At 61.1% G+C, this 24,999-nt stretch carries 22 protein-coding genes and 2 tRNA genes; 10 read left to right on the forward strand and 14 right to left on the reverse strand.

Annotation, left to right across the window (positions count from 1 at the left end):
- Nucleotides 1–18: 18 nt before the first annotated feature.
- Nucleotides 19–1,203, reverse strand: a complete 1,185-nt coding sequence (locus CK627_RS18190) for an FIST signal transduction protein (RefSeq protein WP_024942817.1) — start codon at nucleotides 1,201–1,203, stop codon at nucleotides 19–21.
- A 112-nt stretch (nucleotides 1,204–1,315) separates the two neighbouring features.
- On the opposite strand from CK627_RS18190, the gene CK627_RS18195 reads away from it, so the two are divergent.
- Entirely contained in the window at nucleotides 1,316–2,227 is a 912-nt protein-coding gene (locus CK627_RS18195) for a gluconeogenesis factor YvcK family protein (RefSeq protein ID WP_005299302.1), read from the forward strand.
- A 51-nt stretch (nucleotides 2,228–2,278) separates the two neighbouring features.
- Here the strand turns inward: CK627_RS18195 and CK627_RS18200 are convergent, their stop codons facing one another.
- The 3 genes from CK627_RS18200 to lpcA all read right to left on the reverse strand — a co-directional run bounded on the left by CK627_RS18200 (nucleotide 2,279) and on the right by lpcA (nucleotide 4,444).
- Complete coding sequence (locus CK627_RS18200; protein WP_005299299.1) at nucleotides 2,279–2,614, reverse strand: Hpt domain-containing protein; 336 nt, start codon at nucleotides 2,612–2,614, stop codon at nucleotides 2,279–2,281.
- Between the two features lie 319 nt (nucleotides 2,615–2,933).
- Nucleotides 2,934–3,713 (reverse strand): class II glutamine amidotransferase, encoded by a 780-nt coding sequence (locus CK627_RS18205; RefSeq protein WP_005299296.1) that lies wholly within the window; start codon nucleotides 3,711–3,713, stop codon nucleotides 2,934–2,936.
- Between the two features lie 152 nt (nucleotides 3,714–3,865).
- Nucleotides 3,866–4,444, reverse strand: coding sequence for a D-sedoheptulose 7-phosphate isomerase (gene lpcA, locus CK627_RS18210; RefSeq protein WP_005299294.1), 579 nt, complete (start codon nucleotides 4,442–4,444; stop codon nucleotides 3,866–3,868).
- A gap of 245 nt (nucleotides 4,445–4,689) precedes the next feature.
- Here lpcA and fadE point away from each other — a divergent pair, with 245 nt between their 5' ends.
- Both fadE and CK627_RS18220 read left to right on the forward strand, forming a co-directional pair.
- Nucleotides 4,690–7,146, forward strand: a complete 2,457-nt coding sequence (gene fadE, locus CK627_RS18215) for an acyl-CoA dehydrogenase FadE (RefSeq protein WP_095593042.1) — start codon at nucleotides 4,690–4,692, stop codon at nucleotides 7,144–7,146.
- A 165-nt stretch (nucleotides 7,147–7,311) separates the two neighbouring features.
- Entirely contained in the window at nucleotides 7,312–8,829 is a 1,518-nt protein-coding gene (locus tag CK627_RS18220) for an HD domain-containing phosphohydrolase (RefSeq protein WP_005299285.1), read from the forward strand.
- Between the two features lie 94 nt (nucleotides 8,830–8,923).
- Here the strand turns inward: CK627_RS18220 and CK627_RS18225 are convergent, their stop codons facing one another.
- Both CK627_RS18225 and dnaQ read right to left on the reverse strand, forming a co-directional pair.
- Nucleotides 8,924–10,192, reverse strand: coding sequence for a TIGR03503 family protein (locus CK627_RS18225; protein WP_095593043.1), 1,269 nt, complete (start codon nucleotides 10,190–10,192; stop codon nucleotides 8,924–8,926).
- On the reverse strand, nucleotides 10,189–10,923 hold the full coding sequence (gene dnaQ, locus CK627_RS18230; RefSeq protein WP_042050764.1) for a DNA polymerase III subunit epsilon: 735 nt from the start codon (nucleotides 10,921–10,923) through the stop codon (nucleotides 10,189–10,191). Before dnaQ ends, CK627_RS18225 begins: the two co-directional genes overlap by 4 nt.
- Nucleotides 10,924–10,975: 52 nt before the next feature.
- Here dnaQ and rnhA point away from each other — a divergent pair, with 52 nt between their 5' ends.
- Complete coding sequence (rnhA, locus tag CK627_RS18235) at nucleotides 10,976–11,440, forward strand: ribonuclease HI (RefSeq protein WP_005299276.1); 465 nt, start codon at nucleotides 10,976–10,978, stop codon at nucleotides 11,438–11,440.
- A gap of 43 nt (nucleotides 11,441–11,483) precedes the next feature.
- On the opposite strand, the gene CK627_RS18240 is transcribed toward rnhA, so the two are convergent.
- A complete protein-coding gene (locus CK627_RS18240; protein ID WP_167385431.1) occupies nucleotides 11,484–12,206 on the reverse strand; it encodes a methyltransferase domain-containing protein in 723 nt (240 codons plus the stop codon).
- A gap of 71 nt (nucleotides 12,207–12,277) precedes the next feature.
- Here CK627_RS18240 and gloB point away from each other — a divergent pair, with 71 nt between their 5' ends.
- Together gloB and CK627_RS18250 are read left to right on the forward strand one after the other, a co-directional pair.
- Nucleotides 12,278–13,042: a hydroxyacylglutathione hydrolase gene (gloB, locus tag CK627_RS18245; RefSeq protein WP_095593045.1), complete on the forward strand. Its 765-nt coding sequence runs from the start codon at nucleotides 12,278–12,280 to the stop codon at nucleotides 13,040–13,042.
- A gap of 70 nt (nucleotides 13,043–13,112) precedes the next feature.
- Complete coding sequence (locus CK627_RS18250; RefSeq protein WP_095593046.1) at nucleotides 13,113–14,660, forward strand: lytic transglycosylase; 1,548 nt, start codon at nucleotides 13,113–13,115, stop codon at nucleotides 14,658–14,660.
- A gap of 65 nt (nucleotides 14,661–14,725) precedes the next feature.
- Here the strand turns inward: CK627_RS18250 and CK627_RS18255 are convergent, their stop codons facing one another.
- Nucleotides 14,726–15,571, reverse strand: a complete 846-nt coding sequence (locus CK627_RS18255; protein WP_095593047.1) for an endonuclease/exonuclease/phosphatase family protein — start codon at nucleotides 15,569–15,571, stop codon at nucleotides 14,726–14,728.
- Nucleotides 15,572–15,682: 111 nt separating this feature from the next.
- Between CK627_RS18255 and CK627_RS18260 the strand changes: the two genes are divergently transcribed.
- The gene (locus tag CK627_RS18260) at nucleotides 15,683–15,907 is read left to right on the forward strand and encodes a hypothetical protein (protein ID WP_005299261.1); all 225 of its coding nucleotides are present in this window, start codon (nucleotides 15,683–15,685) and stop codon (nucleotides 15,905–15,907) included.
- Nucleotides 15,908–15,913: 6 nt separating this feature from the next.
- Here CK627_RS18260 and yciA read toward each other — a convergent pair whose 3' ends face one another.
- The 5 genes from yciA to CK627_RS18285 all read right to left on the reverse strand — a co-directional run bounded on the left by yciA (nucleotide 15,914) and on the right by CK627_RS18285 (nucleotide 23,229).
- Nucleotides 15,914–16,312 carry an acyl-CoA thioester hydrolase YciA gene (gene yciA, locus CK627_RS18265; protein ID WP_024942822.1) on the reverse strand — a complete coding sequence of 133 codons (399 nt, stop codon included), beginning with the start codon at nucleotides 16,310–16,312 and terminating at the stop codon, nucleotides 15,914–15,916.
- A 148-nt stretch (nucleotides 16,313–16,460) separates the two neighbouring features.
- Nucleotides 16,461–17,273, reverse strand: coding sequence for a Rossmann-fold NAD(P)-binding domain-containing protein (locus tag CK627_RS18270; protein WP_095593048.1), 813 nt, complete (start codon nucleotides 17,271–17,273; stop codon nucleotides 16,461–16,463).
- 259 nt (nucleotides 17,274–17,532) lie between these two features.
- Nucleotides 17,533–18,531, reverse strand: a complete 999-nt coding sequence (locus CK627_RS18275) for a LacI family DNA-binding transcriptional regulator (RefSeq protein ID WP_054545194.1) — start codon at nucleotides 18,529–18,531, stop codon at nucleotides 17,533–17,535.
- Nucleotides 18,532–18,710: 179 nt separating this feature from the next.
- Entirely contained in the window at nucleotides 18,711–20,627 is a 1,917-nt protein-coding gene (locus CK627_RS18280) for a transglycosylase SLT domain-containing protein (RefSeq protein ID WP_025201923.1), read from the reverse strand.
- Between the two features lie 109 nt (nucleotides 20,628–20,736).
- Nucleotides 20,737–23,229: a putative bifunctional diguanylate cyclase/phosphodiesterase gene (locus CK627_RS18285; protein WP_026139253.1), complete on the reverse strand. Its 2,493-nt coding sequence runs from the start codon at nucleotides 23,227–23,229 to the stop codon at nucleotides 20,737–20,739.
- A gap of 370 nt (nucleotides 23,230–23,599) precedes the next feature.
- Here CK627_RS18285 and hpf point away from each other — a divergent pair, with 370 nt between their 5' ends.
- The gene (hpf, locus tag CK627_RS18290; protein WP_010634460.1) at nucleotides 23,600–23,938 is read left to right on the forward strand and encodes a ribosome hibernation-promoting factor, HPF/YfiA family; all 339 of its coding nucleotides are present in this window, start codon (nucleotides 23,600–23,602) and stop codon (nucleotides 23,936–23,938) included.
- Between the two features lie 66 nt (nucleotides 23,939–24,004).
- Here hpf and CK627_RS18295 read toward each other — a convergent pair whose 3' ends face one another.
- A complete protein-coding gene (locus CK627_RS18295; RefSeq protein ID WP_095593534.1) occupies nucleotides 24,005–24,514 on the reverse strand; it encodes a VC2046/SO_2500 family protein in 510 nt (169 codons plus the stop codon).
- Between the two features lie 125 nt (nucleotides 24,515–24,639).
- Between CK627_RS18295 and CK627_RS18300 the strand changes: the two genes are divergently transcribed.
- Nucleotides 24,640–24,724 (forward strand) — tRNA-Tyr (locus CK627_RS18300).
- A gap of 52 nt (nucleotides 24,725–24,776) precedes the next feature.
- Nucleotides 24,777–24,861 (forward strand) — tRNA-Tyr (locus tag CK627_RS18305).
- Nucleotides 24,862–24,999 lie beyond the last annotated feature (138 nt).

The following is a 24,999-nucleotide window of genomic DNA, read 5'->3' on the forward strand; positions in this document are numbered from 1 at the left end:
CTTGTTTCCAGCGCAGTGTCAGCTGTCGAGAAAGATCACACTCGATATCATCAGGTTGCCGTGTGCCAGCTCACCGTGTGGCAGACGTCCCTGCTCACCGAAGGTGAACGGGGTGATGAAGGGGATGTCCCCCAGCCGGGTATGAAATTGATCGACAAATTGGCATAAGCTATCACCAAGAGCCAAGCGGCAACCAGCACAAAAGATCACGAGGGCACCAAACGGCTGCATCTCGGTGGCCATGCCGTACTCTGGCTCGATGCGGGTCGCATTCAGACAGCGCTGCAACAGGCCCTCCTGGCTGCTGTACATCAGCAGCAACCGCTCCCCGACCTGAGTATCGGTAAAGAGGCGCAATCCGCCACCTTCTGTCACGGCTTCGGGGTGGGAGAGCTTGTAATAGGGCATGTCATCCAGGGTGCCAACCTGCCTCGCCAGCGGAGACAAGGTGGTTTCTCGCAGGATGGGCCCCACCGGCCAGGGCGTCGTGCGTCCAGTCCAGCGGGCATAGACGGTGGCGGCCGGTTCATCGTCAATGGTGAGGATCTCACGTCCTGCCAACGCCGTGATGATGCCGCGCTGTTCGGTGGGGACATAGCCGGAGTGGAACTGGAACGCCAGCTGGCAATCGGGATAGAGCACCGCCAGCACCACCCCCTCGCGAGTACTGCCCTCGTCCCAGCACAACTGCCACTCCTCGCTCACGCTGTTGTCGGCGGCGGAGCCGCCGACCACCGGCACCGTTGTGCCCAGTTCGGCTTCGATGCTCTCCAGCATCGCCTCCTCCTGGCCCGGGCTTGCATGCAACAAGATGAGTTGCGGCAACTCGCCGGGGCGCCCCCCGTCAGCAATGGCGCTGCGCAGCAGCTGGCGCACATCGACGGCAGCCCCCGCCTGACCCGCCACACCGTAGGCGCCCTTGTCATCGTAGATGGCCGCAACCGCCACCCCTCGCCCTTGGCGGGCATGGTGGCCGGTCTGGGTCATGACCCCGCCGCAGGAGCTGCAACCGATCAGCCGAGACGACGGGAACTGCTGTTTGAAATGATGACGCAGTTCCTCGGCATCATGAGCCTGAGTAAAATAGACCAACAACAGCGAAGGGGAATCGGGTGATTGAGCGAGCAGCCGCTCACTGATCTGTCGGGCAGCCAGCAGGGAGGTCTCTTCAAGAGAGTGAGCCGTCAGAAAGTTCAACACCATCTCCTAGTTGTGCATGATGCTGGGGGTAAGCAAAAATCATACCTTAATCAAACAATTATCCCGTTTCATCGACTAGAATGCTCTCAATCGAGACCAAGCACAGGACAGCCGCATGTGGCAAAAGAACATCAATGATTTTGACCGGGTCGTCGCCATCGGTGGCGGCCATGGCATGGGCCGCGTGCTCTCGTCCCTCTCGTTCCTGGGATCGCGCCTGACCGGCATCGTCACCACCACGGATGATGGCGGCTCCACCGGACGACTGCGCAAGAGCCAGGAGTGTATCGCCTGGGGTGATCTGCGCAACTGTTTGAATCAACTGGTCACCGATCCCAGCATCGGCAGCCTGCTGTTCGAGTATCGCTTCGCCGGTCGTGGTGAACTGGCCGGCCACAACCTCGGCAACCTGATGCTGCTGGCACTCGACAACCTCTGCGTGCGCCCTCTTGATGCTATCAAGCTCATCAGCGACATGCTGAAAATAGAGTCACAATTGTTACCCATGTCTGAATTTCCCACCGACCTGTGTGCCCACACCGTCTGTGGCAACCAGATCCTTGGGGAAGTATCCATCGATCAGCTCGATACCCCGCCGCTCTCACTCAGCCTGAGCCCCGAGGTTCCGGCCACCCGCGAGGCGGTACAGGCGCTGGAGCAGGCCGACATGATCATTCTGGGGCCCGGCAGTTTTCTCACCTCCATCATGCCCCCGCTGCTGCTGGCGGAGGTGGCGCAGGCCATCAACGAGAGTAACGCCATGCTGGTGTTCATCTGCAATCTGGTGGCGGAGAATGGCCCGGCTGGCCAGCTCAGCCTGCTCGATCAGTGGCGCTGGCTGGAATCACGGGTCGGTACGGGACGGCTCGACGCCATCCTGGCTCCTGCAGGAGAGTACCAACCTGAACTGGCTGGCAGGTTGATCCAGGCCGATCTGGGTGAAGCCGCGCTGCCCCATCGCCATGATCGCCTGAAACTGAAACTGGCCCTGGACAGGGTGATCCAACAACTGGTCAATCAACGTTAGCGGGCAGGTGGAGTCTGGCAAGTCCGGCGCCCATGCGCCGGCTGCCCGGGCTCAATGGTAGTTGGCAAGGTGGGAGAGCACCTGGGGCAAGGATTGTTCAAGCTCGTTGAGCAGACGGGCGACCTCGGCCCCATCCGCTTGTTTGCAGGCGAGCTCCAGCGCCATCACCTGCTGATAGCTGACTTGAGCACCGTAACTGCCGCAAGAAGACTTCATGCTGTGGGCAAGCCGGGCCAGGGCCGTCCAGTCCTGCCGCTCATAGAGCGGACGCAGCTGGGTAAGCTGCTCACCCACCTCCTCGATAAACACCGAGATCACCACCGGCATCATCTCCTGGCCGATATCTTCCGCCAATTGTCGCAATACCTTCTGATCCAGCCACTCCATTTCATCATCCTCCCGTGGTATTCAAACAGACCATACTATAGATGCCCGGCATGGTACCGTCACGTCTGCTTCCCTGCCAACAATTAGACCCGCACGGGGCATAGGATGAAAAACGTGATCGAGCTCGCCTAACCAGACAATAGATGGCCGGATTGCAACATAATGGTTGCCAATAAATTAACAATTAAATAACAATGACAGCCGTGAGAATGATGCGACTCAGCAACACCTCTCTCATCCCTTTTGCCTGTATGGCTGCTGCGAAGAACCAGGGTAGGATTCTACCCTGGTATTTTTTTACATTGAGATCAGGGTGTTATCACTTCTGATCGGCAGACACCCGCTCACCCAGCCGAAACAGGTTGAACTCGCCAGGCGCCATCCTGACCCAGTCTTCATTGCCGGTCAGCGGCCGCGTGGCAATCAGGGTCACCACATCGTTCGGGGTTGTCTCGCTCTGAAAATCGATGGCGACATCCTCATCCAGCAGACGTGCCTCCCCGAATGGAGCTCGCCGGGTCAACCAGTAGAGGTTGTTGCTGCAATAGGTCATCACGAACTCCCCATCCGACAGCAGCATGTTGAATACCCCGAGGCTGCGCAGCTCGTCGCACAGGGTCGCCAGATAGCGGAACATAGCGGGGAAATTGGCAGGGCGCCTGGGGTATTTCTGCTCCAGCCGCTCGAGCAACCAGCAGAAAGCGTGCTCGCTGTCGGTATCCCCCACCGGCCTGTGTCGCCCGGTGGCCAGCTTCTTGTAGCCGGTCAACTGGCCGTTGTGGGCAAAGGTCCAGTAACGACCCCACAGTTCGCGGGTAAAGGGGTGGGTATTTTCCAGCGACACACAGCCACGGTTGGCCTGGCGGATATGACTGACCACGGCGCGGCTCTTGATGGGCAGCGCCTGCACCAGCCTGGCGATGGGGGACTGGGCGCTGGGTTCGGGATCCTTGAAGGTACGAAAGCCCTTTCCTTCATAGAAGGTAATGCCCCAGCCATCCTTGTGGGGTCCCGTCTTGCCGCCGCGCAGCATCAGGCCGGTGAAGCTGAAGCAGATATCGGTCGGCACATTGGCACTCATGCCGAGCAGTTCGCACATAGGCTGCGGGCTCCTTGCTTACTTGATCGTCGCACGTTCAAGGGGTCGCCCGGCGGGGATTCAGAACTCTGCCGGCCGACCTCTTGCACCGGATCACGCTGGCCGGAACATAAACCCGCAGGATTCAGCGGTTCCGGCGCGGGATCACATCCTTACTTGGCCATCTCTTTTTCGACCAGCTGGATCAGGATGTGGATCACCTTGATGTGCACTTCCTGAATGCGGTCGGCATAGCCGAAGTGCGGCACCCGGATCTCCACATCGGCCAGACCGGCCATCTTGCCGCCATCCTTGCCGGTCAGCGCTATCACCTTCATGCCCTTGGCACGAGCCGCCTCGATGGCCTTCAGGATATTGCCGGAGTTGCCGCTGGTGGAGATGCCAAGCAGCACGTCGCCGCGACGGCCGACCGCTTCCACATAGCGAGAGAAGACGTAGTCGTAGCCAAAGTCGTTGGAAACGCAGGAGAGGTGGCTGGGATCGGAGATGGCGATGCCGGCGTAGCCGGGGCGGTTCTCGCGATAACGACCGGTCAGCTCTTCGGCAAAATGCATGGCGTCACAGTGGGAGCCACCGTTGCCACAGGAGAGTACCTTGCCTTCCTGCTTGAAGGAGTCAGCGAGCAGCTTGGCGGCCGCTTCGATGTTCTTCAGATTTTGCTCATCTGCCAGGAACGCCTGGAGCACGCCGGCAGCTTCGGTCAATTCATTGCGGATCAGTTCTTGGTACATGATGTCTCTTCCAAAATATGGGCGGCGCCATTGTCGCACAAGCCAATCCCGGAGTCGCCCCCCGCCCGTCAAGATGGCGCCGACACTACGTTATGCCGATCACAGAGCCAAGGTAACAAGCTTGTAAACAGCTTGATAAGTTTGTGCGTATGAATTACAACAGAGGCCACATCCAACAGGTCAGACCTCTGGATCGGTTAACCCCCAGTTCACCCAATTTCGGCAACTCATGCAAGGAGCGAAAAATGACGACAACCCTCACTCTGCTCGGAGTGATCCTGGTGATCGGCGCCATGGCTTATCGCCGGGCGTCTCTGTTCACCTCCACGCTTGCCACGGCGGCAGCCCTGATTGCCGGCACCCTCTATGGCCACGTTCCCCTGCTGGTCTGGGTACTGTTTGCGGTGATCGCCATACCTCTCAATCTGGTGGATTTTCGTCGCAATCAACTGACCAAGCCGCTGTTCAAACTCTACAAATCCATCATGCCGGAGATGTCCCGCACCGAGAAAGAGGCCATTGAGGCGGGCACCACCTGGTGGGAAGCCGACCTGTTTGCTGGCAACCCGGACTGGAAAAAGCTGCACGCCATCCCGGTCAGCACCCTCTCTGCCGAAGAGCAGGCCTTTCTGGACGGCCCGGTGGAAGAGGTGTGCCGCATGGTCAACGACTGGGAAGTGACCCATGAGCGGGCCGACCTCTCCCCCGAGGTGTGGCAATACCTGAAGGACAACAAGTTCTTCGCCATGATCATCAAGAAGAAGTACGGTGGCCTGGAGTTCTCCGCCTACGCCCAGTCCTGCGTGCTGCAAAAGCTGTGCGGCGCCAGCGCCGTACTCGCCTCCACCGTCGGCGTGCCCAACTCGCTGGGCCCGGGCGAACTGCTGCAACACTATGGCACCGATGAGCAGAAGGATTACTACCTGCCACGTCTGGCGGTCGGCAAAGAGATCCCCTGCTTCGCCCTCACCAGCCCGGAAGCGGGCTCTGACGCAGGCTCCATCCCCGACTTCGGTATCGTCTGCAAGGGCGAGTGGGAAGGAAAAGAAGTACTCGGCATGCGCCTGACCTGGAGCAAGCGCTACATCACGCTTGCCCCCATCGCCACCGTACTGGGCCTCGCCTTCAAGTTGCGTGACCCCGAGCACTTGCTGGGTGACGAGGAAGAGCTCGGCATCACTTGCGCCCTCATTCCGACCCACATCAAGGGTGTCGAGATCGGCCGTCGCCACTTCCCGCTCAACGTACCGTTCCAGAACGGCCCGACCCGCGGCAAGGACGTGTTCGTCCCCCTCGATTTCATCATCGGCGGCCCGGCCATGGCCGGTCAGGGCTGGCGCATGCTGGTCGAATGCCTGTCGGTCGGACGCGGCATCACCCTGCCCTCCAACAGCACCGGCGGCGTCAAGATGCTGGCCTTGGCGAGCGGCGCCTACAGCCGCATCCGCCGTCAGTTCAAGCTGCCCATCGGCAAGATGGAAGGGATTGAAGAGCCGCTGGCCCGTATCGGTGGAAACGCCTACATCATGGGCGCCGCCGCCAAACTGACCGTGACCGGTATCGATCTTGGCGAGAAACCCTCGGTCATCTCCGCCATCGTCAAGTACCACCTCACCGACCGGGCCCAGAAGTGCATCATCGATGCCATGGACATCCACGGCGGCAAGGCCATCTGCATGGGCCCCAACAACTACCTGGCCCGTGGCTATCAGGGCGCACCCATCGCCGTCACGGTGGAAGGGGCCAATATCCTGACCCGCAGCATGATCATCTACGGTCAGGGCGCCATCCGCTGCCACCCGTACGTGCTGCCCGAAATGTTGGCGGCCAGCCACCCGGATCAGGAGCAGGCCCTCAAGGACTTCGACAAGGCGGTATTCAGCCACGTCGGCTTTGCCATCAGCAACCTGGTGCGCAGCTTCTGGCTGGGTCTGACCGGTGCCCGCTTCGCCGCCGCGCCGTTCAAGGACCAGACCAAGGGTTACTACCAACAGCTCTCCCGCCTCTCTGCCAACCTGGCGTTCCTGTCGGACATGGCGATGGGCACCCTGGGGGGCGAGCTCAAACGCAAGGAGCGGGTCTCCGCCCGCCTCGGCGACGTGCTGAGTCAGCTCTATCTGGCCTCCAGCGCCCTCAAGCGCTATCAGGACGAAGGCCGCCAGCACGCCGATCTGCCGCTCTTGCACTGGGCGCTGCAGGATGCCCTGTTCAAGGCACAGGAAGCGATCGACGAGCTGCTGCGTAACTTCCCGAACCGCTGGATTGGCCTTGCCCTGCGCGCCGTGGTGTTGCCGCTGGGGCGCGACCTGAAACGCCCAAGCGACAAGCTGGACAACCAGGTGGCCCGCCTGCTGCAAACCCCGAGCGAAACCCGCAGTCGACTGGCTCAGGGTCAGTATCTCACCCGCGAAGAGGGCAACCCCTTCGGTCTGCTGGAGCAGGCACTGGACGACGTGCTCTCTGCCGAGCCACTATTTGAGAAAGTATGCAAGGCTGACGGCATCAAGCGTCCGTTTATGCAACTGGACAAGGTGGCGGAAGCCGGCCTGACTCTGGGGGTACTCAACCAGACCGAAGCGGACCTGTTGCGCCGCGCCGAAGAGAGTCGTCTGCGCACCATCAACGTCGATGATTTTGATCCCATCGAGCTGGTCGCCAACAAGGCCCTGTTCGAGCCATCGGCCTATCACAGAGCCGCCTGAACGCCTGATAGATAGTCAAACGCCTCCCAAGTGGAGGCGTTTTTTATGGGGCAGGATCAGGATGACGACAAAGAGATTTCACAGATCAAATTTTATTTCCCAATAAGTTTCCTATCCTTAGTGAAGCAGTTAATGTAAGCACAGGATCCCAAACAGGATTGCATGATGGATGACCAAATCCTGATTATTGACGATGACGATCTGCCCCTTCTCGATGACCAGCAAGCTGGATGGAAGGTGATGATTGTGGACGATGAGCCCGAAGTACATCGCATCACCAAGATCACCCTGAGCAAGTTTGAATTCGATAATAGACCCATTGAATTTTTGCATGCTTATTCAGCCGCTCAGGCCAAGGAGCTGCTCGCCAAGACCCCGGACGTGGCCTTGCTGCTGCTGGACGTGGTCATGGAGGTCGATCACGCCGGTCTCGATGTGGTCAAATTCGTGCGCGAGGATCTGCAAAACAAGATGGTGCGCATCGTGCTGCGTACCGGTCAGCCGGGCCAAGCCCCGGAAGATGACGTGGTCAGCAACTACGACATCAACGACTACAAGGACAAGACCGAGCTCACCTCCCAAAAGCTGCGCACCCTGCTGCGGGCCAGCCTGCGCTCCTATCGCGACATCCGTACTCTCGAGAGCAACCGCCAGGGGCTGGAGAAGGTCATCGAGGCCTCCAAAGGGATCTTCGAGAAGCGGGCACTGCGGCAGTTTGTCGAAGGGGCCCAAGAGCAGCTCAGTGCCCTGCTCAATCTGGAAGATTCACATATCTATGATGTGAAGCAGTATGCCTACGAGGTACGGGATCAGATCCTGGAACCTCTGCTGCCGGGCCATCCGTCGCTGCGTCTGGCCGATGCTCCCGTCATCCTGCGTCAGGCCATGAACAATCGCGCCAACGTCTATGACGGCAACCAGATGGTGCTCTACTGCCAGAATCCACGCCATCATCTGCTGTTTCACATCGAGACCACTCGCCAGCTCAGCCAGATGGATACGGGCCTGCTCAGCCTGTTCACCGAAAACATCATAGTGGCGCTGGAGAACATCCGACTCAACGAGGTCATCGCCGACAACCAGCGCGAGATCATCTACCGCATTGGCGAACTGGTGGAGACCCGCTCCAAGGAGTCCGGCCTGCACGTCAAGCGGGTCGCCCTCTATACCGAGCTGTTCTGCCAGTTGCTGGGCATGAGCGAGGAGCAGAGCGAGCTCATCAAGCGCGCCTCTCCGCTGCACGACATCGGCAAGGTGGGCATTCCGGATGCCATCCTGCACAAACCGGGCAAGCTGACCCCGGAGGAGTGGGAGATCATGAAGACCCACGCCCAGCTGGGGCAGGACATGCTCTCCGGCAGCGATCTGGCGCTGTTCCAGATTGGTGCCACCATCGCCGGCAACCACCACGAAAAGTGGAACGGCAGCGGCTATCCCCGTGGCCTCAAGGGCGATGCCATTCCGCTGGAAGGGCGGGTAGTGGCGCTGGCCGACGTGTTCGATGCACTCGGCTCGGATCGCTGCTACAAGAAGGCCTGGCCGCTGGACAAGGTTCTGGCGCTGATCCAGGAGGAGAAAGGCCAGCACTTCGACCCCCAGCTGGTGGAGCTGATGCTGGCCAACCTCGATAAATTCCTCGAGATCCGCGAACAGCACAAGGATATATACGTCGGGGAACATTGAGCTGGATGGGTTGTTCAACCACCCCAATAATCTGCACATATAGAAAAAGCCGCCCTGACAGGCGGCTTTTTGCTGCTTACAGCATTCCCCTCTCCTACTGTTCGGGCAGGTTGAGATCCAGCTTGGCCTCCGGCTTGGCGCTCTCGCTCTCGGCTTTTTGCGATGCCATGGCTTTTTTCAGCGCCCGCCGCTTTTGCAGCACGATGAAGCCCACGCCGCCGAGCAGAAGCAGCAATAATATGCCAGCGCCACCCAGCAGCCAAACCAGCCAGCCGCCGCTCTCCTTTTCCTCGAATTTGACCTGGCTCGGAATTGCCGCCGAGGCTTCTGACGCGACAGAGGCGGCCGATGGCGGCGTTGCCAGCACCGGGAAGATATTGAAGGATTTGACCGGCAGGCTCACCTGAATTTCGCGGCCCAAGCGGGTCGTGCCAAACAGGGTAGCCGTCACCTCATATTGGCCGACTTCCTTGATGGCGGAGAGATCCACCTCCACCTTGTGTTCGGTGGCCACCGCATTGAACGCCATGCTGGTCCCGACCGTGCTGCTCGCCTTGCCCTGGATCACCACGGAAGCGGGATCCAGTTCATCCACGTCGATCAGGAAGGAGAGCTTGGCCCCGAACTCCTGGGAGGGAGGCGCCAGGGAGTAACTGACAGGTAGCGGATAGATCAGCACATCCTGATAGCGGGCACGGGAGAAGACCTGATTGCCTGTGCTGTACATGGCCCGGTATTTCCCGGCAGGCACATCCAGCACCGCCTCGGCGGTCATGATGCCGTCGCCTGGCACCTCGTCGAGCCCCTTGCCATCGTCACGATAGTGACCGAGCACCTCATCGACCACCGGCTCCCCCTCCGGCTTGGCGTCATTGAAACGCTGCAATCTCACCGTCATGCCGAGATCGGACAGGTAGTAGCCATCCTTGGGGGGCGCGTCGTCGATCAGCAGCCAGGATTTGAGCTTGACCTTCTCCCCCTGATAAAGCTGGGTCGGCAACAGATCGGTTTCCAGCTTGATGTTCGACAGCAGGCGCACCCGGTTGTCGTGGTCCACCTCGCCAATGGCCTGCCAGGGGCCCGGCATGGGATTGCGGATGGTAATGAGATCCTGATCCTTGAGCGCCAGCCAGCCCACATCGGGCGGCGTCACCTTGCTCACATAGAGCTTGCTGCCATCGGGCCGCACCAGGATCACCGACGGGGTGCCCGGCTTGCGCGTCACGATGAAGGTGATCTCCTTCACCCCGTAATCGATGCGAAAGCGATTATCGAGCAGGGGGATGTCGGAGGGGGCAAATACCTCGTTGGCCCCAGCCGTCAGCGAGGCCAGCAGCAACAGGCCGCCCCATAGCTTGCTCATTGCCGCCACAGGCAGGCTCCTCCCTTCTTCTGCACCAGATCCAGCCGCGCCTCGTGTACCGCCTCAACGTCGGCACTGGCCCGGATCACCTTGAGCGGTGGACGGTTGCTCTCCAGCCGCCGGATACTGGTGTCCTGGTTGCTTTCATTCTCGTTGCTCTCGGTGGCCAGGTTCAGTTTGGTCTGGCCACCCGTCATCAACAGGTAGACGTCTGCCAGGATCTCCGCATCGAGCAAGGCCCCGTGCAGGGTACGGTGCGAGTTGTCGATACCGTAGCGATCGCACAGCACGTCCAGGTTGTTGCGCTTGCCCGGGAACAGGTCCCGCGCCATCGCCAGGGTATCCGTGATGCCGCAGATGTCGGCGGTCTTGAAATTGAGGCCGAGCTTGCTGAACTCATAGTCCATGAAGCTCACGTCAAACGGCGCGTTGTGGGCAATCAGCTCGGCGCCGCGGATAAACTCAATGAACTCGTCGGCAATCTGGCTGAACGACGGCTTGTCACGCAAAAACTCGTCGGTAATGCCGTGCACCTGGATGGCTTCCGGGTCCACCAGCCGGTCCGGCTTGATGTAGACGTGGAAGTGGTTCCCGGTCAGCTTGCGGTTGATCACCTCCACACAGCCGATCTCGATGATCCGGTGTCCCAGATAGACGGGGCCACCGGCCGTGTTCATACCAGTGGTTTCAGTATCCAGAATGATCTGGCGATTCAGTTGGGGTGTGCTCATGATCCAATCTATGTCAAACTTCGGCTTTACCCGCTAGTTTACCCCAAGCCTCATGTTAAAACAGATTGATTTGTATACGGATGGTTCCTGCCTCGGCAACCCGGGCCCGGGTGGTTATGGTGCCGTCATGGTCTACGGCAAGCATCGCAAGGAGATCGCCGCCGGCTTTCGCCTCACCACCAATAACCGGATGGAGCTGATGGCCGCCATCATGGGGCTGCGCACCCTGAACGAGCCCTGCCAGGTACGCCTCACCACCGACAGCCAGTATGTGCGCCAGGGGATCACCCAGTGGATCATCGGCTGGAAGAAGAAGGGATGGATGACCGCCAACCGTCAACCGGTCAAGAACGTCGATCTCTGGAAAGCGCTGGATGCGGAAGTCAGTCGCCACCAGATCGAGTGGCTCTGGGTCAAGGGGCACTCCGGACACCCGGAGAACGAGCGCTGCGATGAACTGGCCCGCGAGGCCGCCAGCGGCAAACAGCTGGCCGAAGATACCGGCTATCAACCCTGACAGCCTTCCCCTCTGACGCATGAGCCTGATCGGCGGCTGACGACTAGCCGCCCTGGCGCGCCATCCCCGGCGTGGCGATGGAACCCGGCAGACGCCAGCGACGGCGCACCGGTGTCAGGGGGAAGCGCCGTTTGCGCGCCGCTATCACGTAGACAGACGCAAACGGCCGACAGTAATCCCGCCCCACACTCTCCCGCCACCAGCCGATCCGGCTCTGCCTGCCCATGAACGAATAACCGAAGCGCTCGTCAAACATCACCTCGCAGCCAAGCAGCTGCAACCAGTCGGTGACCCGTGCCGGGATGAACATGCGGGCGGACCAGGGCAGATGTTGACGCAGGAAAGGCAGGCAATGGCCGATGCCGACCAGACTGAGCGGATTGTAGCCGCTGACGATGATCCAGCCATCGTCGGTCAGTACCCGCTCCGCCTCCCGCAGCACTTGGTGCGGGTCGGGCGAAAAATCGAGACAGTGGGCCAGCAGGCAGGCATCCACGCTGCCGGTGCGTACCGGCAAGGCCAGCGGATCCCCCTTGAGATCCAGCAGGCGACCGCCAGGGGCGATCCCTATCTGGTGGCGAATGGAGGAGCAACCGCAGGAGAGCTCGGCGCTCAGCGCGCCAACCTTCAGCAGATGATAACCAAACAGATGCGGACACCAGCTGTCGAGTCGCTCCTGGATCTCGGCCGCTACCCAGTCCCCCATGGGCAGTGCCGACCAGCTGGTCGGGATCTCGATTTGTTGTTCGGTACGTGCCACCTGCATAATAGGGCTCAACTTGGGGTTCGAACGCCATCCAGTTATATAAGATACCCTCCATAAAGAGAAGCAGACACATGTATCCAGTGATCACAGTTCCGGCCTTTAACGACAACTACATCTGGTTGATCCGACACGAAAATCACTGCCTGGTCGTCGATCCGGGCGAGGCCACTCCCGTGCTGGAACGGCTGGCCGTGCTGGAGCTGCAACTGGATGCCATCCTGCTTACCCACCACCATCACGATCATGTGGGCGGCGTGGGCGAGTTGCTGGAACATTTTCCCCATGCCCGCCTCTATGGCCCCAAGCTTGACCCCATGCCGGCGCACCACGGCCAGTGGCTCGATGACGGGGATCAGATCAACTGGCACGGCCTGAGCCTCGAGGTGATCCACGTGCCCGGTCACACCCACGGTCACATCGCCTACCACGGTCACGGCATGCTGTTTTGTGGCGACACCCTCTTCAGTGCCGGCTGCGGCCGCCTGTTCGAAGGGACCCCGGCCCAGATGTTCGGATCGTTGCAGCGCCTCGCCGCCCTGCCCGATGACACCCTCATTTATTGTGCCCACGAGTACACCCTCTCCAACCTGCGCTTCGCCCACGCTGTCGAGCCCGACAACCAGGCGATCCAGCAACAGATCGGGCTGATCAGCAAGCTGCGCCAGCAGGGCCTGCCGAGTCTCCCCTCACGGCTGGGAGATGAGAAGCGCTTCAATGTTTTTCTGCGTTGCGAGCTGGATTCCGTGAAATTTTCTGCTGAGAAACACGCTCTGAAATGCGTGGAAAATCCGGTAGATACCTTCACGATCCTGCGCCAATGGAAGGATGTTTTTTGAACAAACCTTGATCAGGGGGCCATTGCCCCTTATGATGCGAGCTGTTTTTCCCAAAGATGACCTGAGCGAGATGAAGGTACGAACGGCCTTATTGGCGGCGCTGTTTCTCAGCGGCTGCCAAAACCTGAGCCATCAGGATGACCGGGCGCTAACGGCAATCGAGCCGATCAAGTCCCCCCAAGTCAACAAAAAAGCGTATAAAAAACATTCTGCGCGCTTCCTGTTCGGTGACGAACAGATCGACGAACTGGATGACACCGATAACCTGTGGGTGCGTATCAGCGATGATATGCAGTTTGATCCGCAGGAGAACGATCGTGTCCGCCAGCAGCGTGATTGGTTGTTGCGCAATGATAAGCATCTGGCGACCATTGCCAGCCGGGCTGAGCCCTACCTGTATCTGATGGTAGAGGAAATCGAACGGCGTGAGCTGCCAATGGAGCTTATTACCATTCCCATGATCGAGAGCATGTTCGATCCCCACGCCCGTTCCCGCAGCAATGCGGTGGGTCTGTGGCAGTTCGTTCCTGCGACCGGCAAGAACTTCGGCCTGCGCCACGACAACTGGTACGACGGCCGCCGCGATGTACTGGCCTCCACCAATGCCGCGCTGGATTATCTGGAGTACCTGAACCGTTTCTTCGACGGCGACTGGCTGCAGACGCTGGCCGCCTACAATGCCGGTGAAGGACGGGTGCGCAACGCCATCATCCGCAATCAGAAGGCTGGCCGGCCGACCGACTACTGGTCGCTCGATCTGCCTCGCGAGACCCGGATGTACGTGCCCAAGATCCTGGCCATGGCTGACATGATCCGCAATGCGGACAAGTACAATGTCACCCTGCCGGTGCTGGCCAACAAACCGCAACTGCGGGTGGTCAACACGGGGGGTCAGATCGACCTGAACGTGGCAGCCCAGCTGGCGGGCCTGCGCCCGGCCCAGCTGAAAGAGGTCAATCCGGCGCTGACCCGCTGGTCGACCTCGCCCAAGGGCCCCTATCGCCTGCTGGTACCGGTTGAATATGCCGATACCCTGGAGCTGGCCCTGGCCGACCTGCCGCAGAGCGAGCGCATCCGCACCCGCTCCTATCAGGTGACCAGTGGCGACACTCTCTCCCGCATCGCCCAGAATCACGGGGTGAGCGTGCAGCAGATCAAGCTGGCCAACAACCTGCGCAGCAACAACCTGCGCCGTGGTCAGACCCTGATGCTCCCGACCAGCGGCAGCAAACCGGTGGTCAGCCAGAGCGTCCAGAGCAAGCCACAGCAGCTCGCCAGCCGTGGCAGCGGCAAGATCCAGTACAAGGTACGGGCCGGCGACAATCTGTGGAGCATCAGCCAGGCACACGGGGTGACCCATGACGAGCTGGCCAAGTGGAACGGTCTCAACGCCAAATCGGCCCTGAAACCTGGCATGAAGCTGGTGGTCTGGCCCAAGCAGGGCAAGGGCGGCAACAAGTCCATGGTCTATCAGGTGCGCCGCGGCGATTCCCTCTCCTCCATCGCAGCCCGCTTTCAGGTCGCCGTGATGGACGTGATGCGCTGGAATCAGCTGGGCAAGAGCGATTACCTCAAGCCGGGTCAGGAGCTGACCCTGTTCGTGAAGAACAACAGCTGATCGTTCATCACTTCATAAAAAAATACCCCGCCTGATGCGGGGTATTTTTTTATCTGGAGCAGGGCTTAGGGGGTGATGGCCTGGGCCGCGAAACGGGCCACGATGGGATTGTGATCCGAGGCATCGGTCGCCGGGCTGCTCACTTCCACCAGATCCAGATTGCGGTAGTAGAGGTGATCGAGCGGCCGGCCGAAGGCGGTCCGGCGCAGATCCGGCATCGGGATCGCCTCCTGCAGCCCCAGATCGCTTACCAGCTGCTTCAGCCAGAACTCCCGCTTGTCGCTCCAGGTATTGAAATCCCCGGCCAGAATGACGGGCCCCTGGTGACGATGAATGAGAGCGGTCAGATCGTTGATCTGCTCGCGAAAGGTCGCCATCCCCAGCTCGAAGTTGACCGCATGCAGGTTGACCACCAGCACACCGTCAGGATCCCCCTGCAACGGGTAGAGGCTGACCAGACCGGATTTGGGAATGCGCAGCAGCGGCTCGGGCGAGCGCACGCCGCACACGAACGCCTGCGGCGTCTTGGCGACCGTCATCACGCCGAAGGAGACGCCGCCCTGGGTAAAGGCCTGCAGCTGCTGCCACTGGAAATCACCGGCCTTGAGCCACGCCAGCATCTCGGGGCGGGTCGCCGACTCCTGCAACAGCACCAGATCCTGGGCCTTGGCATACTCGTCCAGTCCCTCGCGCCAGTTTTTGCGCTGACCCTTGTAGAGATTCCAGACGGTAATGCCAAACTCGCGGGGCAAGGCGGTGGAGGCCAGCGCCACCAGCGGCGGCTTCTGGCAGCTGGCGCCGGGGATGATGCCCTGCGCCGTGACCAGGTGATCCTGATCCGGCACCTCGAAACAGCCGACCAGTCCCAACGTCAGCAGCGACGTACCCAGAATGCGATAACTATTTTTCATTGGCTAACAACCACCTGCCTCTGCATTGTGTCATGACCATCCCAAACGTCATCGCTGCCGACTAGGCTCATAACTCGTGTCCGGCCCGGCTCATCCAGAAGGAATTCAACGATGGCGAGACAGCACCAGTACCGCGTGACGTTTTATGATCAACAAGGAAATTGTCATCAAGTGGAGCTTTCCACCGTCTATCAGATCAGACGGGATCCCCAGTGCGATCTCTGCCTGTTCGACACCCAGCAGTGCGTCGGCTCGGAAGAGATGCTGGAACGCATGATACGGCAAAAAACCGGGTTTGAGCAGGAAATATCCATCATCAACGCCCGGCTGATCTGACCCGGATCAGACCGGTACCGGGCGGGATTTTCCCTGTTCGTCGATGGCGACATAGGTGAAGATCCCCTCGGTGACGCAGTAGCGCTGGGCTTCGTTTTCACGCAACACCGGCTTGACCCACACCTCCAGCTTCAGCCGCATGGAACTGCGACCAATCTTCAGGCAGCGCCCGTAGCAGCACACCACGTCGCCCACCTTGACCGGGCTGTGAAAGGTCATGCCCTCGACGGATACGGTACAAATACGTCCTTTTGCCAGCTCCTTGGCCATGATGCCCCCACCTATATCCATCTGGGACATGATCCAGCCCCCGAAGATATCGCCATTGGGGTTGGTATCGGCTGGCATTGCCAGGGTTCTCAGCAACAGTTCCCCATCGGGGTGACGTCTTGTATCTACCATCATTACCGCTCTCTCTATATGGATGGCGGCATGATAGGGGGCGAGCTCCCCCTTGGCAAACCTCAATTGCCCGTCAAACGGCAGGCCCGACCAAGGAGCGGAGCCGCCTGTGCCTCACCGCCATAGCCACACATAGCACCGGGCAGTATGCTCAGAGCCCCCGGGCCGCCAGCTCGGCAAACCAGTGCGCCGGATCGGGCCAGCGATAGACAAAGCCGAGCTGCTCACAGATGCGCAGCCCCTCGACGGGAGCAAACCGGCCGGCCGGCTCAATGAAGACCGGGGCCAGCAGGCCCAACTGACGCGCGGCAAAGGGGTAGAACTGCTCCCGGCGCGGGTGCACTGGTGCGCTCAGGTTGTAGGCATCCCCATCCTTTCCCTGCGCCAGCAACAACTGACAAGCGGCCACCACGTCATCCAGGTGCACCAGGTTCACCGCCTGGCCGCCCCCCTCCTGGGTCTTGCCCGCCAGGAAGCGGCCGGGATGGCGCAATGGCCCGTACAGCCCGGCCGGGCGCAGCACCATGGCACAGGGAATGCCGGCCCCCATCGCCGCCTGCTCGGCGGCCAGCATCCGCATCCCGCGCTCGTGGGCAGGCATGGGGTGTTCATCCTCCCCCTGCCCCGGCGCCCAGACCGAGGTGGCACTCACGAACAGCAGCCGCTGCACGCCGGTGACCTGCGCCAGTTCGGCCACCCGCCCGATGGCGGCCGGGTAATCCTCGACCTTGCTCGGCGGCACGCAGATCACCAGCTCGCGGCAGCGAAACGGCAGGGCGGTCAGCCCGGTGCCCAGTTGCAGCGGCCAGGCCTTCACCCCCTCTGCGGTCAGCTGCGCGGCTTTTTCGGCCGAGCTGACCGTCACCGCCACCTGGCGGCCCTCGGCCTGCAGCGCCCGGGCCAGCGGCAGTCCCAGCCAGCCTGCCCCCACGATCCCGGTCTGGTATTCACGCTCTGTTGTCATGACAAAATCCTGGCAAAAAAAAAACGGCCATCCATGATGACCGTCGAAAGTAACGAAGGAAATAGCTGGATTAACCAGTTACCTCCCACAGCGGGAAAATCGGGAGCGCAGGCTCCTAATTCGTGGGGCCTATGCTAGTGGCAGGCAGTCCAAAAAGCTTTGAAGCGGATCACAGTTGAAAAGGATTTCTGAAAACGCTTTCAATTTTTCTGCAAAATTCGGGAGCGACATTGGCCCGTTCAGGGCCAATGTCGGCCACTCAGGCGACGGATTCCCGTCTCACCAACTCGGCCTCGAACTTGAGCTCCAACCCCTCGGCCGGCTTGTGATCCAGCAGGCTCAGCGCCAGCTCGGCAGCCCGGCCGCCCATCTCCTCGATGGGGTAACGCACCGTGGTGAGCTTGGGATAGATGTAACGGGCATAGGGAATGTCATCAAAACCCACCACCGAAATCTGCTGCGGGATCTTGTAACCGCGCTCCAGCAGACAGGAGATGGCCCCCGCTACCATGGCGTCGTTGAAGCCGAGCACGGCGGTAAACTCGACGCCCCGATCCAGCAGCTCGCCCATCGCCACGTAGCCACCGTTCTCGTCGGCAAAGGCGCGGCCGATGAGAGCAGGATCGATCGCGATGCCGGCCCGCTGCAGGGCGTGGTGATATCCGGCCATCCGCTGCTGACCATCGACGAACTCTTCATCGTCCGAGGTGACGAAGGCAATCTTGCGATGGCCTGCATCCAGCAGGTGCTGGCAGGCGGTGGTGATGCCGGCCTGGTTGTCCAGCCAGACGCAGCGATCTTCGGCGCCCGGCACCTGGCGGTTGATGAAGACCACCGGTGTGCTGCCCGCCACCAGCTCGCTCAGCTCCTCGTCGGGCAGCGCCTTGCTGTGCAGGATCAGCGCATCGCACTGGCGCTGCAGCAGGGCCTGGATGGCGTGGCGCTCGCGCACCTCGTCGTGATTGCCGGACATGACGATGGTGAACTTGTCCGCCTTGTCCACCACGCTCTCGATGCCGCGCATCATCTGGGCGAAGAAGGGGCCACCACACAGATCCCCCACCAGCACGCCGATGCAGTTGGAGCGCTTGCTGACCAGCGCCTGGGCAAAACTGTTGGGACGAAAATTCAGTTCCTTCATGGCCGCCAATACGGCCTCACGCTTTTCTGGTGCCACCTGCGCCGTGTTGTTGATGACTCGCGACACAGTTGAAATGGACACATTAGCCAACCGGGAAACGTCTTTAATCGTTGCCACTATCAATTCCTTTGTTGGGGAAGCCTGTCTGTGTTGAACGGGCGATTATAACGAACCTGCCAGACCAAGAGAGGGCGCCCGATCACCTGGCAGGTTTCCTTTTGTAACAAAACCTTATGGGATAATAACCATTTTGGGGAAGGAATGGGAATCCGGCTGCCGCCCAGGCGGCAGCCGTCTCAATAAGCGTGACTCAGCTCGCGCTCGGACATGAAGCGCAGCGGCTGCTGCAGCTTGTGCTGATAGATGAGGTCGAACGACAGCACGTTCTGCACATAATTGCGCGTCTCCTTGTAGGGAATGCTCTCGACCCAGACATCCATCGGCTTGTCCGCACTCTGATCGCGCCAGCGTTTGACCCGGCCGGGGCCGGCGTTGTAGGCCGCCGCCGCCAGGATCCGGTTGCCGTCATACACATCCAGCAGCCGCTTGAGATAGGCGCTGCCAAGGCGGATGTTCATGGCGGGATCAAACAGCTGCTGCTCGTTGCGATAGGGCACCCCCAGCTTGCTGGCCGTCTCCTTGGCGGTGGTCGGCATCAGCTGCATCAGTCCCCTCGCCCCCACCGGCGACTGCGCCAGCGGGTAGAGGGCGCTCTCTTGGCGGGAGATGGCGTAGAGCAGACTGGTGTTCATGGTTCGCTCCTGCGCCATCTGGGAGAAGGTGTGCTTGAGCGGCAGCGGGAAGCGCAAGTCGAGGGCATCCCAGGCCTCGGCCCGGATGCTGGCCAGAATGGCCAGCTCGTGCCAGCCCTGATTGAGGGCGATGTGACCAAACTCGAGGCGCTGGGCCACCGGGTTGCGATCCATGTTGTGGATCCACTCCGCCCGCGCCGCCGTGATCTCGTTCATGTCGAGCAACTCGCGCACCCGCAGCAGGAAGGGCCAGCGGCGGCTGGCGGTGCGCCAGTCCGGCACCTTGTGCGCCACGCTCTGGTTCTTCATCCGATAGGGCACGCCGGTGCGCTGCGCCGCCATGAAGCCGTAGAAACCGCGCAGATTGGCGGTCTCCAGATAGAGATCCCGCGCCGGTTTCTGTTGGCCCTGCACTTCCAGCGAGCGCGCCAGCCAGTAGCGCCAGCGATCCTCCTTCTGCAGGCCCATGGGCATGCGCTTGACCCAGCCGGAGAGTCCTTTCCAGTCCTGCTCCCAGATGGCGAGCCGGGCCCGCAGCTCCAGCAGATCCGGGTCGGCCTGGCGCACTACGGTGGCATCCAGCCAGCTACGCTGGGCAGTGGAGCGATCCAGCAGCAGCCGTCTGGCCACCGCCCGTTCCACCGGTTTGAGCTCGGCGGCGCTCAGTGCAAAACGCGAGCGCAGATAGCCGAGCTGCCCCAGCACCGCCTCCGGCTGCTGGTTGGCATAGCGGGCCAGTCCCAGCAGCAGCAACTTTTTGGAGGGTGCGGCGTTAGTGAAATAGGCCGTGTTCATCGCCTTGGCGGGCTGCTCAAACAGGGTGATCATCTGATCCCCATAAGCCTTCATGCCACTGCCAAGCTGGGCGCCGAGGTGGCGGATGAGGTTCGGGTTCTCCGCCTCGAAGGCCAAGGTCATGCGGGTCCAGATCTTCTCCTGGGTGCGCAAGCCCGCCTGCTGCCAGAGCTGGAACAGGGGATCGCAAGCATCGGGACGGGACTGGCCACTCAGCCATAGCTTGCCCGCCTCCTGCAGCGCCTGGCTCTGCTGACCTGTGTAGTAGCGCGCCTGATAGTGCATGCAGAGCAGATCGGTGGAGTTGGGCTTGGCCGGATAGAAACGCAGGAACTGGGACCACTGCTGGCTCTGGGCCAGATAGGTGAGGTAGCTGCGCTCCAGCCGGTTGGATTGGGGGGTGTCGCCGTGCTCGCGGATGAAGCGGGTCACGTCGTCATAGTCCGCCGCCCCGGGCCGGAAGGCCAGCTGGTAGTAGTCGAGATAGGGCAGCAGCGGATAATGGGTCAAACGGGCACGAATTTGCTGAAAACGGGCCTGATCGTCGGCACGCACAGCGTCATAAGCCTGGCGATAGAGAGATTGTTCCAAGGTCTGCGCCGCCACCTGCGTCAGCAGCCCCGGCACGCACAGCGCCGATAAAATGATTCCCTGCACGGCTTTCACGAGAGACGTCTCCATTGAGAGGCAATGCCACCGCCCGTTGGCGGTGGTGTCATATTCCCTCATTCTACCCGTTAACCCCGGGGGCTACAGCTCGCCGGCGAGACTATTTTTACTCGCCGCTGGCGAGGCTTTCACTGCGGGCGAGGCGCCGCACATAGCGCTCCAGATAGGGCACCGGCAGCGGCTTGGAGGCCAGGTAGCCCTGGTAGAAGTGGCAACCCTGGGCCTGCAGAAACTCCAGCTGCTGGCGCGACTCCACCCCCTCCGCCGTCACGTTGAATCCCATGTGACGCGCCATGGCGATCACCGCCTCGACGATGGCCATGTTGTCGCCATCGCGCGGTATGTCCTGGATGAAGGAGCGGTCGATCTTGAGCTCGTCCGCCGGCAGCCGCTTGAGGTAGCTCAGGGAGGAGTAGCCGGCGCCGAAGTCGTCGATGGCAAAGCTGATGCCGAGCGCTTTGAGCTCGCTCATCTTGCTGATGGTGTCTTCCGCGTGCCCCAGCACCACGGATTCGGTGATCTCCAGATTCAGGCTGGCGGGATCCATGCCGGTGGAGGCCAGCACGTCGTGGATCCGGTCGACAAAATCGGCGGCGTGAAACTGCTTGGCACTGACGTTGACCGACAGCTGCGGGATGTGGATGCCGTTCTCCTCCCAGCGCACGTACTGGGCGCAGGCCTCGTACAGTACCCAGTTGCCGATGTCGACGATAAGGTCCGTCTCCTCGGCGATGGGGATGAACTCGGCAGGCGACACCAGCGCCCGACCGGGCGGCTGCCAGCGGATCAGCGCCTCGACGCCGATGATGTCTCCCCCCTCCACCATGTGCTGGGGCTGGTAGTAGAGGGTCAGCTCCTGCTGGTTGAGGGCGCTGCGCAGCTCGTTGTGGATGAGCAGCCGGCGATCCGCCTGCAGCTGCATGGAGGCGTCGAAGAAGCGCCGGGTCTTGCGACCGGCCGACTTGGCCTGATACATGGCGGTGTCCGCCTGCTTGAGCAGATCGTCCACCCCCTGCTCCCGGCCGGGGAACAGGGTGATGCCGACGCTGGCGCCGATGTGCAGCACCTGACCGGCGTGGTTGTAGGGGGCTGCAATCTCGCTGATGAGCCGCTCTGCGATAAGGTCGGCCTGCATCTCCGCCTGGGGGGGACTGGCCGAGAGGGAGGGCAGCAACAGTACGAACTCGTCGCCACCAAGGCGCGCCAGACAATCCCCTTGGCGTACCAGCCGCTTGAGCCGGCTGGCCACCTCCTTGAGCAGCCAGTCGCCGGTGGCGTGGCCGAGGGAGTCGTTGATGGTCTTGAAGTGGTCGAGATCGATGAACAGCAGGGCGCCGATCAGATAGTCGCGGCTCGCCTCGCCAAAGGCGTGGGCCAGGGTCTCGTGCAGTTGGCGGCGGTTGGGCAGGCCGGTCAACTCGTCGTAGTAGGCGAGATCCTGAATGCGGCGCTCCGCCTCCTTGCGCTCGGAAATATCCTCGAAGCAGATGACGAAGTGGCTGATCGCCCCCCTGTCATCCTGCACCGGGGTGACGATTTCCCACTGCGGATAGGGATAGCCATCCGCGTGCAGGCGCTGGGTCTCCCCCTGCCAGCGGCTCAGGCTGCCGAGCTCGTAGCCAAGCCCCCCCAGTCCGCACCAGAGATCGTTGCCCAGATGCAGGCCGATGACTCGCTGGCTGTCAAAGCCGGTGATCTGGCTGAAGGCGTGGTTGACTCGCAGGATCTTGAAGTCGGGGTCGGTGATGATGATCCCTTCGTGGGTTTCGAAGGCCACCGCCGAGAGGCGCAGCTGGGCGTCGCTCTGCAGCCGCTCCAGCTCCGCCACCATGCGCATGGAGAAGGTGGTCAGCACCGAGCCCAGATTGGGGATCGCGCTCTGATCGGAGAAGAGCAGCGCCAGGTGCCCCAGCAGCTGGCCGTTGCGATCGCACAGGGGCAGGCCGTAGTAGCCCTGCCCTGCCTTGAAGCCGGCGCAGTGCAGATGCTCGGCGGTGAGCGGCAGGATGCAGGTCTCGCCGCGCTGGTAGACCTGCTGACACGGCATGCCCGCCAGCTCGTACTCCTTGAGGTCGATGCCGTGACAGGCCAGCACCTTGAGCCGCTCGCTGCCGGTGCGCTCCGCCAGCCAGACCGCATCCGCCACCAGAATGTGGGCAAGCTGGCTGACCAGGGTATTGAAGAAATCGAGCCCGGTCCGGGCGGAGAGCGCCTGAGCCAGCTGGGTCAGCAGAGGGTCTTGCAGCAGTGGCAGTTGCTGGGAGAGATCGGCGGGCAGCTGGGTGCTGCGGGTGGTGTCGAGCGGCGCAATCCAGCCACAGCACATCTGCTGGGCCGGTACGTACTGGCCGCTCCAGAGCACGTGACGCACCTCGCCGTTCTCGTCGCCGAGGTGGCCTATGAACTGGGCCGGTTGCTGGGAGTGGTAGAGTCTGGCGAGAAAGTCGGCAAAGCCGGCCTCGTCATCTGCCGCCAGTTGCCCGAACCAGGGGTGAGGCCCCTCCCCTTGCCAGAGCTGGTAGGAGGCATGATCGGACAGACTCCACTGGGCATGTTGCCGATCATAAAACCACATCATCTGAGTGGCTTGCTGTTTCATGTACTACTCCAACACCACAACAACCACGTTCAAGTCCCTGACGACTCGATAGCGCCCACATTCTCAGCGCGCACGTCGGCAAGGGCGGTGCGGGGGGAAGTGCGAAAGATGCGAGACTAAGCGGTGAAAACCGGACATGAGGTCGACATGCGGCGCTGCCACGAAGGGACAGAAACGATCCAAGTTTCCCCATACTGCCTGCCTGTTTCGTCGAGCTCAAGTGCTTTTTGGTGCAGAACGGGAAAAGATCACAATTTCCCCCTCCCCTTCGCAGCAAGGCACCATTTAGTGACGCAGATCACATTTTAATGTTCAGCCATGAGTAATCTGAAGGTGAAGACACAAGCAATACGACCCGAAGGGGGCCAATATGAAAATCGAAATTACCAGCAAAATCATCGAGATCACCCCGGCTATCCGCGAGCGCATTGAATCCCGCTTTGACAAGCTCGAACGTCTTCAGGTGCCTCTTATCACACCCCATGTGATTGTCTCCAAAGAGCGTCTGATGTTTATCGTTGAAGCCACTGCTGGCATCCCCAACGGCAAACTGTTTGCCCAGGCAGAACATGAGGACTTGTACGCCGCCATCACCGAACTGGGGCAGAAACTGGAGCGTCAGATCAACCGCCATACCGAGAAACCCATCGCCCGTCGCGCCGCTGCGGCCGGCAAGGAAGTCCCGCTGCCGGACGAAGCCGACGCCTGATCCAGAGCACGACACATCCATCACACAAAAGGCGGGGTCTCCCCGCCTTTTTGCTGCCTGGCCCCCTCAACTGAGCCAGTGCAGACCGGCATCCACCCCCTCCTTGAGCGCATCGAGCACGGGCAGCATCAGCAAGGGATCCTCGCGTCTGGGCTGATCCGCCAGCTTGCCTCGCCAGCGTTCGCGCCCAAGCGGCGAGAGGTTGTCATAGACGGCCGGCTCCAGCGCAGGCGGGGTGCCGAGCAGCGGCGGCGAGCGCAGCGCCAGCCAGAGCCGCACATCCACCATGGAGCCCCCCTGCTGCAGCCGTTCGTTGAGCACGCTTGCCTCGGCATCATCCTCGCGCCCCTGCAATGGGGTAGCCGGTGGCAGCTCAAAGCGGCTGCGCCAGACCCGACTCTCTGCCTTTGCTGGCTGCCTAGGATCAAACCAGGGCTGCTCTTCCACCGCATCGGTCAGCAGGGCCAGATGCAGACGAAAGTCCGCCCTGTCTCCGTGCTGGAGATCCTGGTTGAGACGTTGTCCGAGCTGGGCTTCGTCCACCAGCCATTGCTCACGAACGGCACTGGGTAGCATGGGATAACTCTTGGAAACGGTGGTTTCATCCTTTATCGGCCGCAAATCCGATCCTTTGAGCAGGAAAAATCCCGCCGAGGGGTTCACAACCGCAGAAGATCTGTTAGTATGCGCCTCGCACTTGTGGAGGGGTTCCCGAGTGGCCAAAGGGATCAGACTGTAAATCTGACGGCTCTGCCTTCGAAGGTTCGAATCCTTCTCCCTCCACCATTTCAAGTGCCGTCACGCCCCAGGTTGTGATACAACATCAGCAATGCCCCGTGGAGGGGTTCCCGAGCGGCCAAAGGGATCAGACTGTAAATCTGACGGCTCTGCCTTCGAAGGTTCGAATCCTTCTCCCTCCACCATCTATTCAAGAAAACCCGGCCTCGCGCCGGGTTTTCGCTTTTCAGCGTCCCCTCTCTGTTCGTCATCAGCGTCAGCCGCATCTATGCCTCCAATAAAAACGGGAGGCAATCGCCTCCCGTTTTTGTCTCTTGTCGCCC

The sequence above is a fragment of the Aeromonas dhakensis genome, assembly GCF_002285935.1.
In the GTDB taxonomy this organism is placed as follows: domain Bacteria; phylum Pseudomonadota; class Gammaproteobacteria; order Enterobacterales; family Aeromonadaceae; genus Aeromonas; species Aeromonas dhakensis.

Bases quoted from the DNA above. Each gene is read 5' to 3' on its own strand.
- dnaQ (WP_042050764.1), bottom strand. From the start codon at position 10,923: ATGAGCACACCCCAACTGAATCGCCAGATCATTCTGGATACTGAAACC.
- CK627_RS18190 (WP_024942817.1), bottom strand. From the start codon at position 1,203: ATGGTGTTGAACTTTCTGACGGCTCACTCTCTTGAAGAGACCTCCCTG.
- CK627_RS18250 (WP_095593046.1), top strand. From the start codon at position 13,113: ATGAAGGTACGAACGGCCTTATTGGCGGCGCTGTTTCTCAGCGGCTGC.
- gloB (WP_095593045.1), top strand. From the start codon at position 12,278: ATGTATCCAGTGATCACAGTTCCGGCCTTTAACGACAACTACATCTGG.
- CK627_RS18295 (WP_095593534.1), bottom strand. From the start codon at position 24,514: ATGCTACCCAGTGCCGTTCGTGAGCAATGGCTGGTGGACGAAGCCCAG.
- CK627_RS18285 (WP_026139253.1), bottom strand. From the start codon at position 23,229: ATGAAACAGCAAGCCACTCAGATGATGTGGTTTTATGATCGGCAACAT.
- CK627_RS18200 (WP_005299299.1), bottom strand. From the start codon at position 2,614: ATGGAGTGGCTGGATCAGAAGGTATTGCGACAATTGGCGGAAGATATC.
- CK627_RS18255 (WP_095593047.1), bottom strand. From the start codon at position 15,571: ATGAAAAATAGTTATCGCATTCTGGGTACGTCGCTGCTGACGTTGGGA.
- lpcA (WP_005299294.1), bottom strand. From the start codon at position 4,444: ATGTACCAAGAACTGATCCGCAATGAATTGACCGAAGCTGCCGGCGTG.
- yciA (WP_024942822.1), bottom strand. From the start codon at position 16,312: ATGATGGTAGATACAAGACGTCACCCCGATGGGGAACTGTTGCTGAGA.
- rnhA (WP_005299276.1), top strand. From the start codon at position 10,976: ATGTTAAAACAGATTGATTTGTATACGGATGGTTCCTGCCTCGGCAAC.
- fadE (WP_095593042.1), top strand. From the start codon at position 4,690: ATGACGACAACCCTCACTCTGCTCGGAGTGATCCTGGTGATCGGCGCC.
- CK627_RS18260 (WP_005299261.1), top strand. From the start codon at position 15,683: ATGGCGAGACAGCACCAGTACCGCGTGACGTTTTATGATCAACAAGGA.
- hpf (WP_010634460.1), top strand. From the start codon at position 23,600: ATGAAAATCGAAATTACCAGCAAAATCATCGAGATCACCCCGGCTATC.
- CK627_RS18205 (WP_005299296.1), bottom strand. From the start codon at position 3,713: ATGTGCGAACTGCTCGGCATGAGTGCCAATGTGCCGACCGATATCTGC.
- CK627_RS18220 (WP_005299285.1), top strand. From the start codon at position 7,312: ATGGATGACCAAATCCTGATTATTGACGATGACGATCTGCCCCTTCTC.
- CK627_RS18225 (WP_095593043.1), bottom strand. From the start codon at position 10,192: ATGAGCAAGCTATGGGGCGGCCTGTTGCTGCTGGCCTCGCTGACGGCT.
- CK627_RS18270 (WP_095593048.1), bottom strand. From the start codon at position 17,273: ATGACAACAGAGCGTGAATACCAGACCGGGATCGTGGGGGCAGGCTGG.
- CK627_RS18240 (WP_167385431.1), bottom strand. From the start codon at position 12,206: ATGCAGGTGGCACGTACCGAACAACAAATCGAGATCCCGACCAGCTGG.
- CK627_RS18195 (WP_005299302.1), top strand. From the start codon at position 1,316: ATGTGGCAAAAGAACATCAATGATTTTGACCGGGTCGTCGCCATCGGT.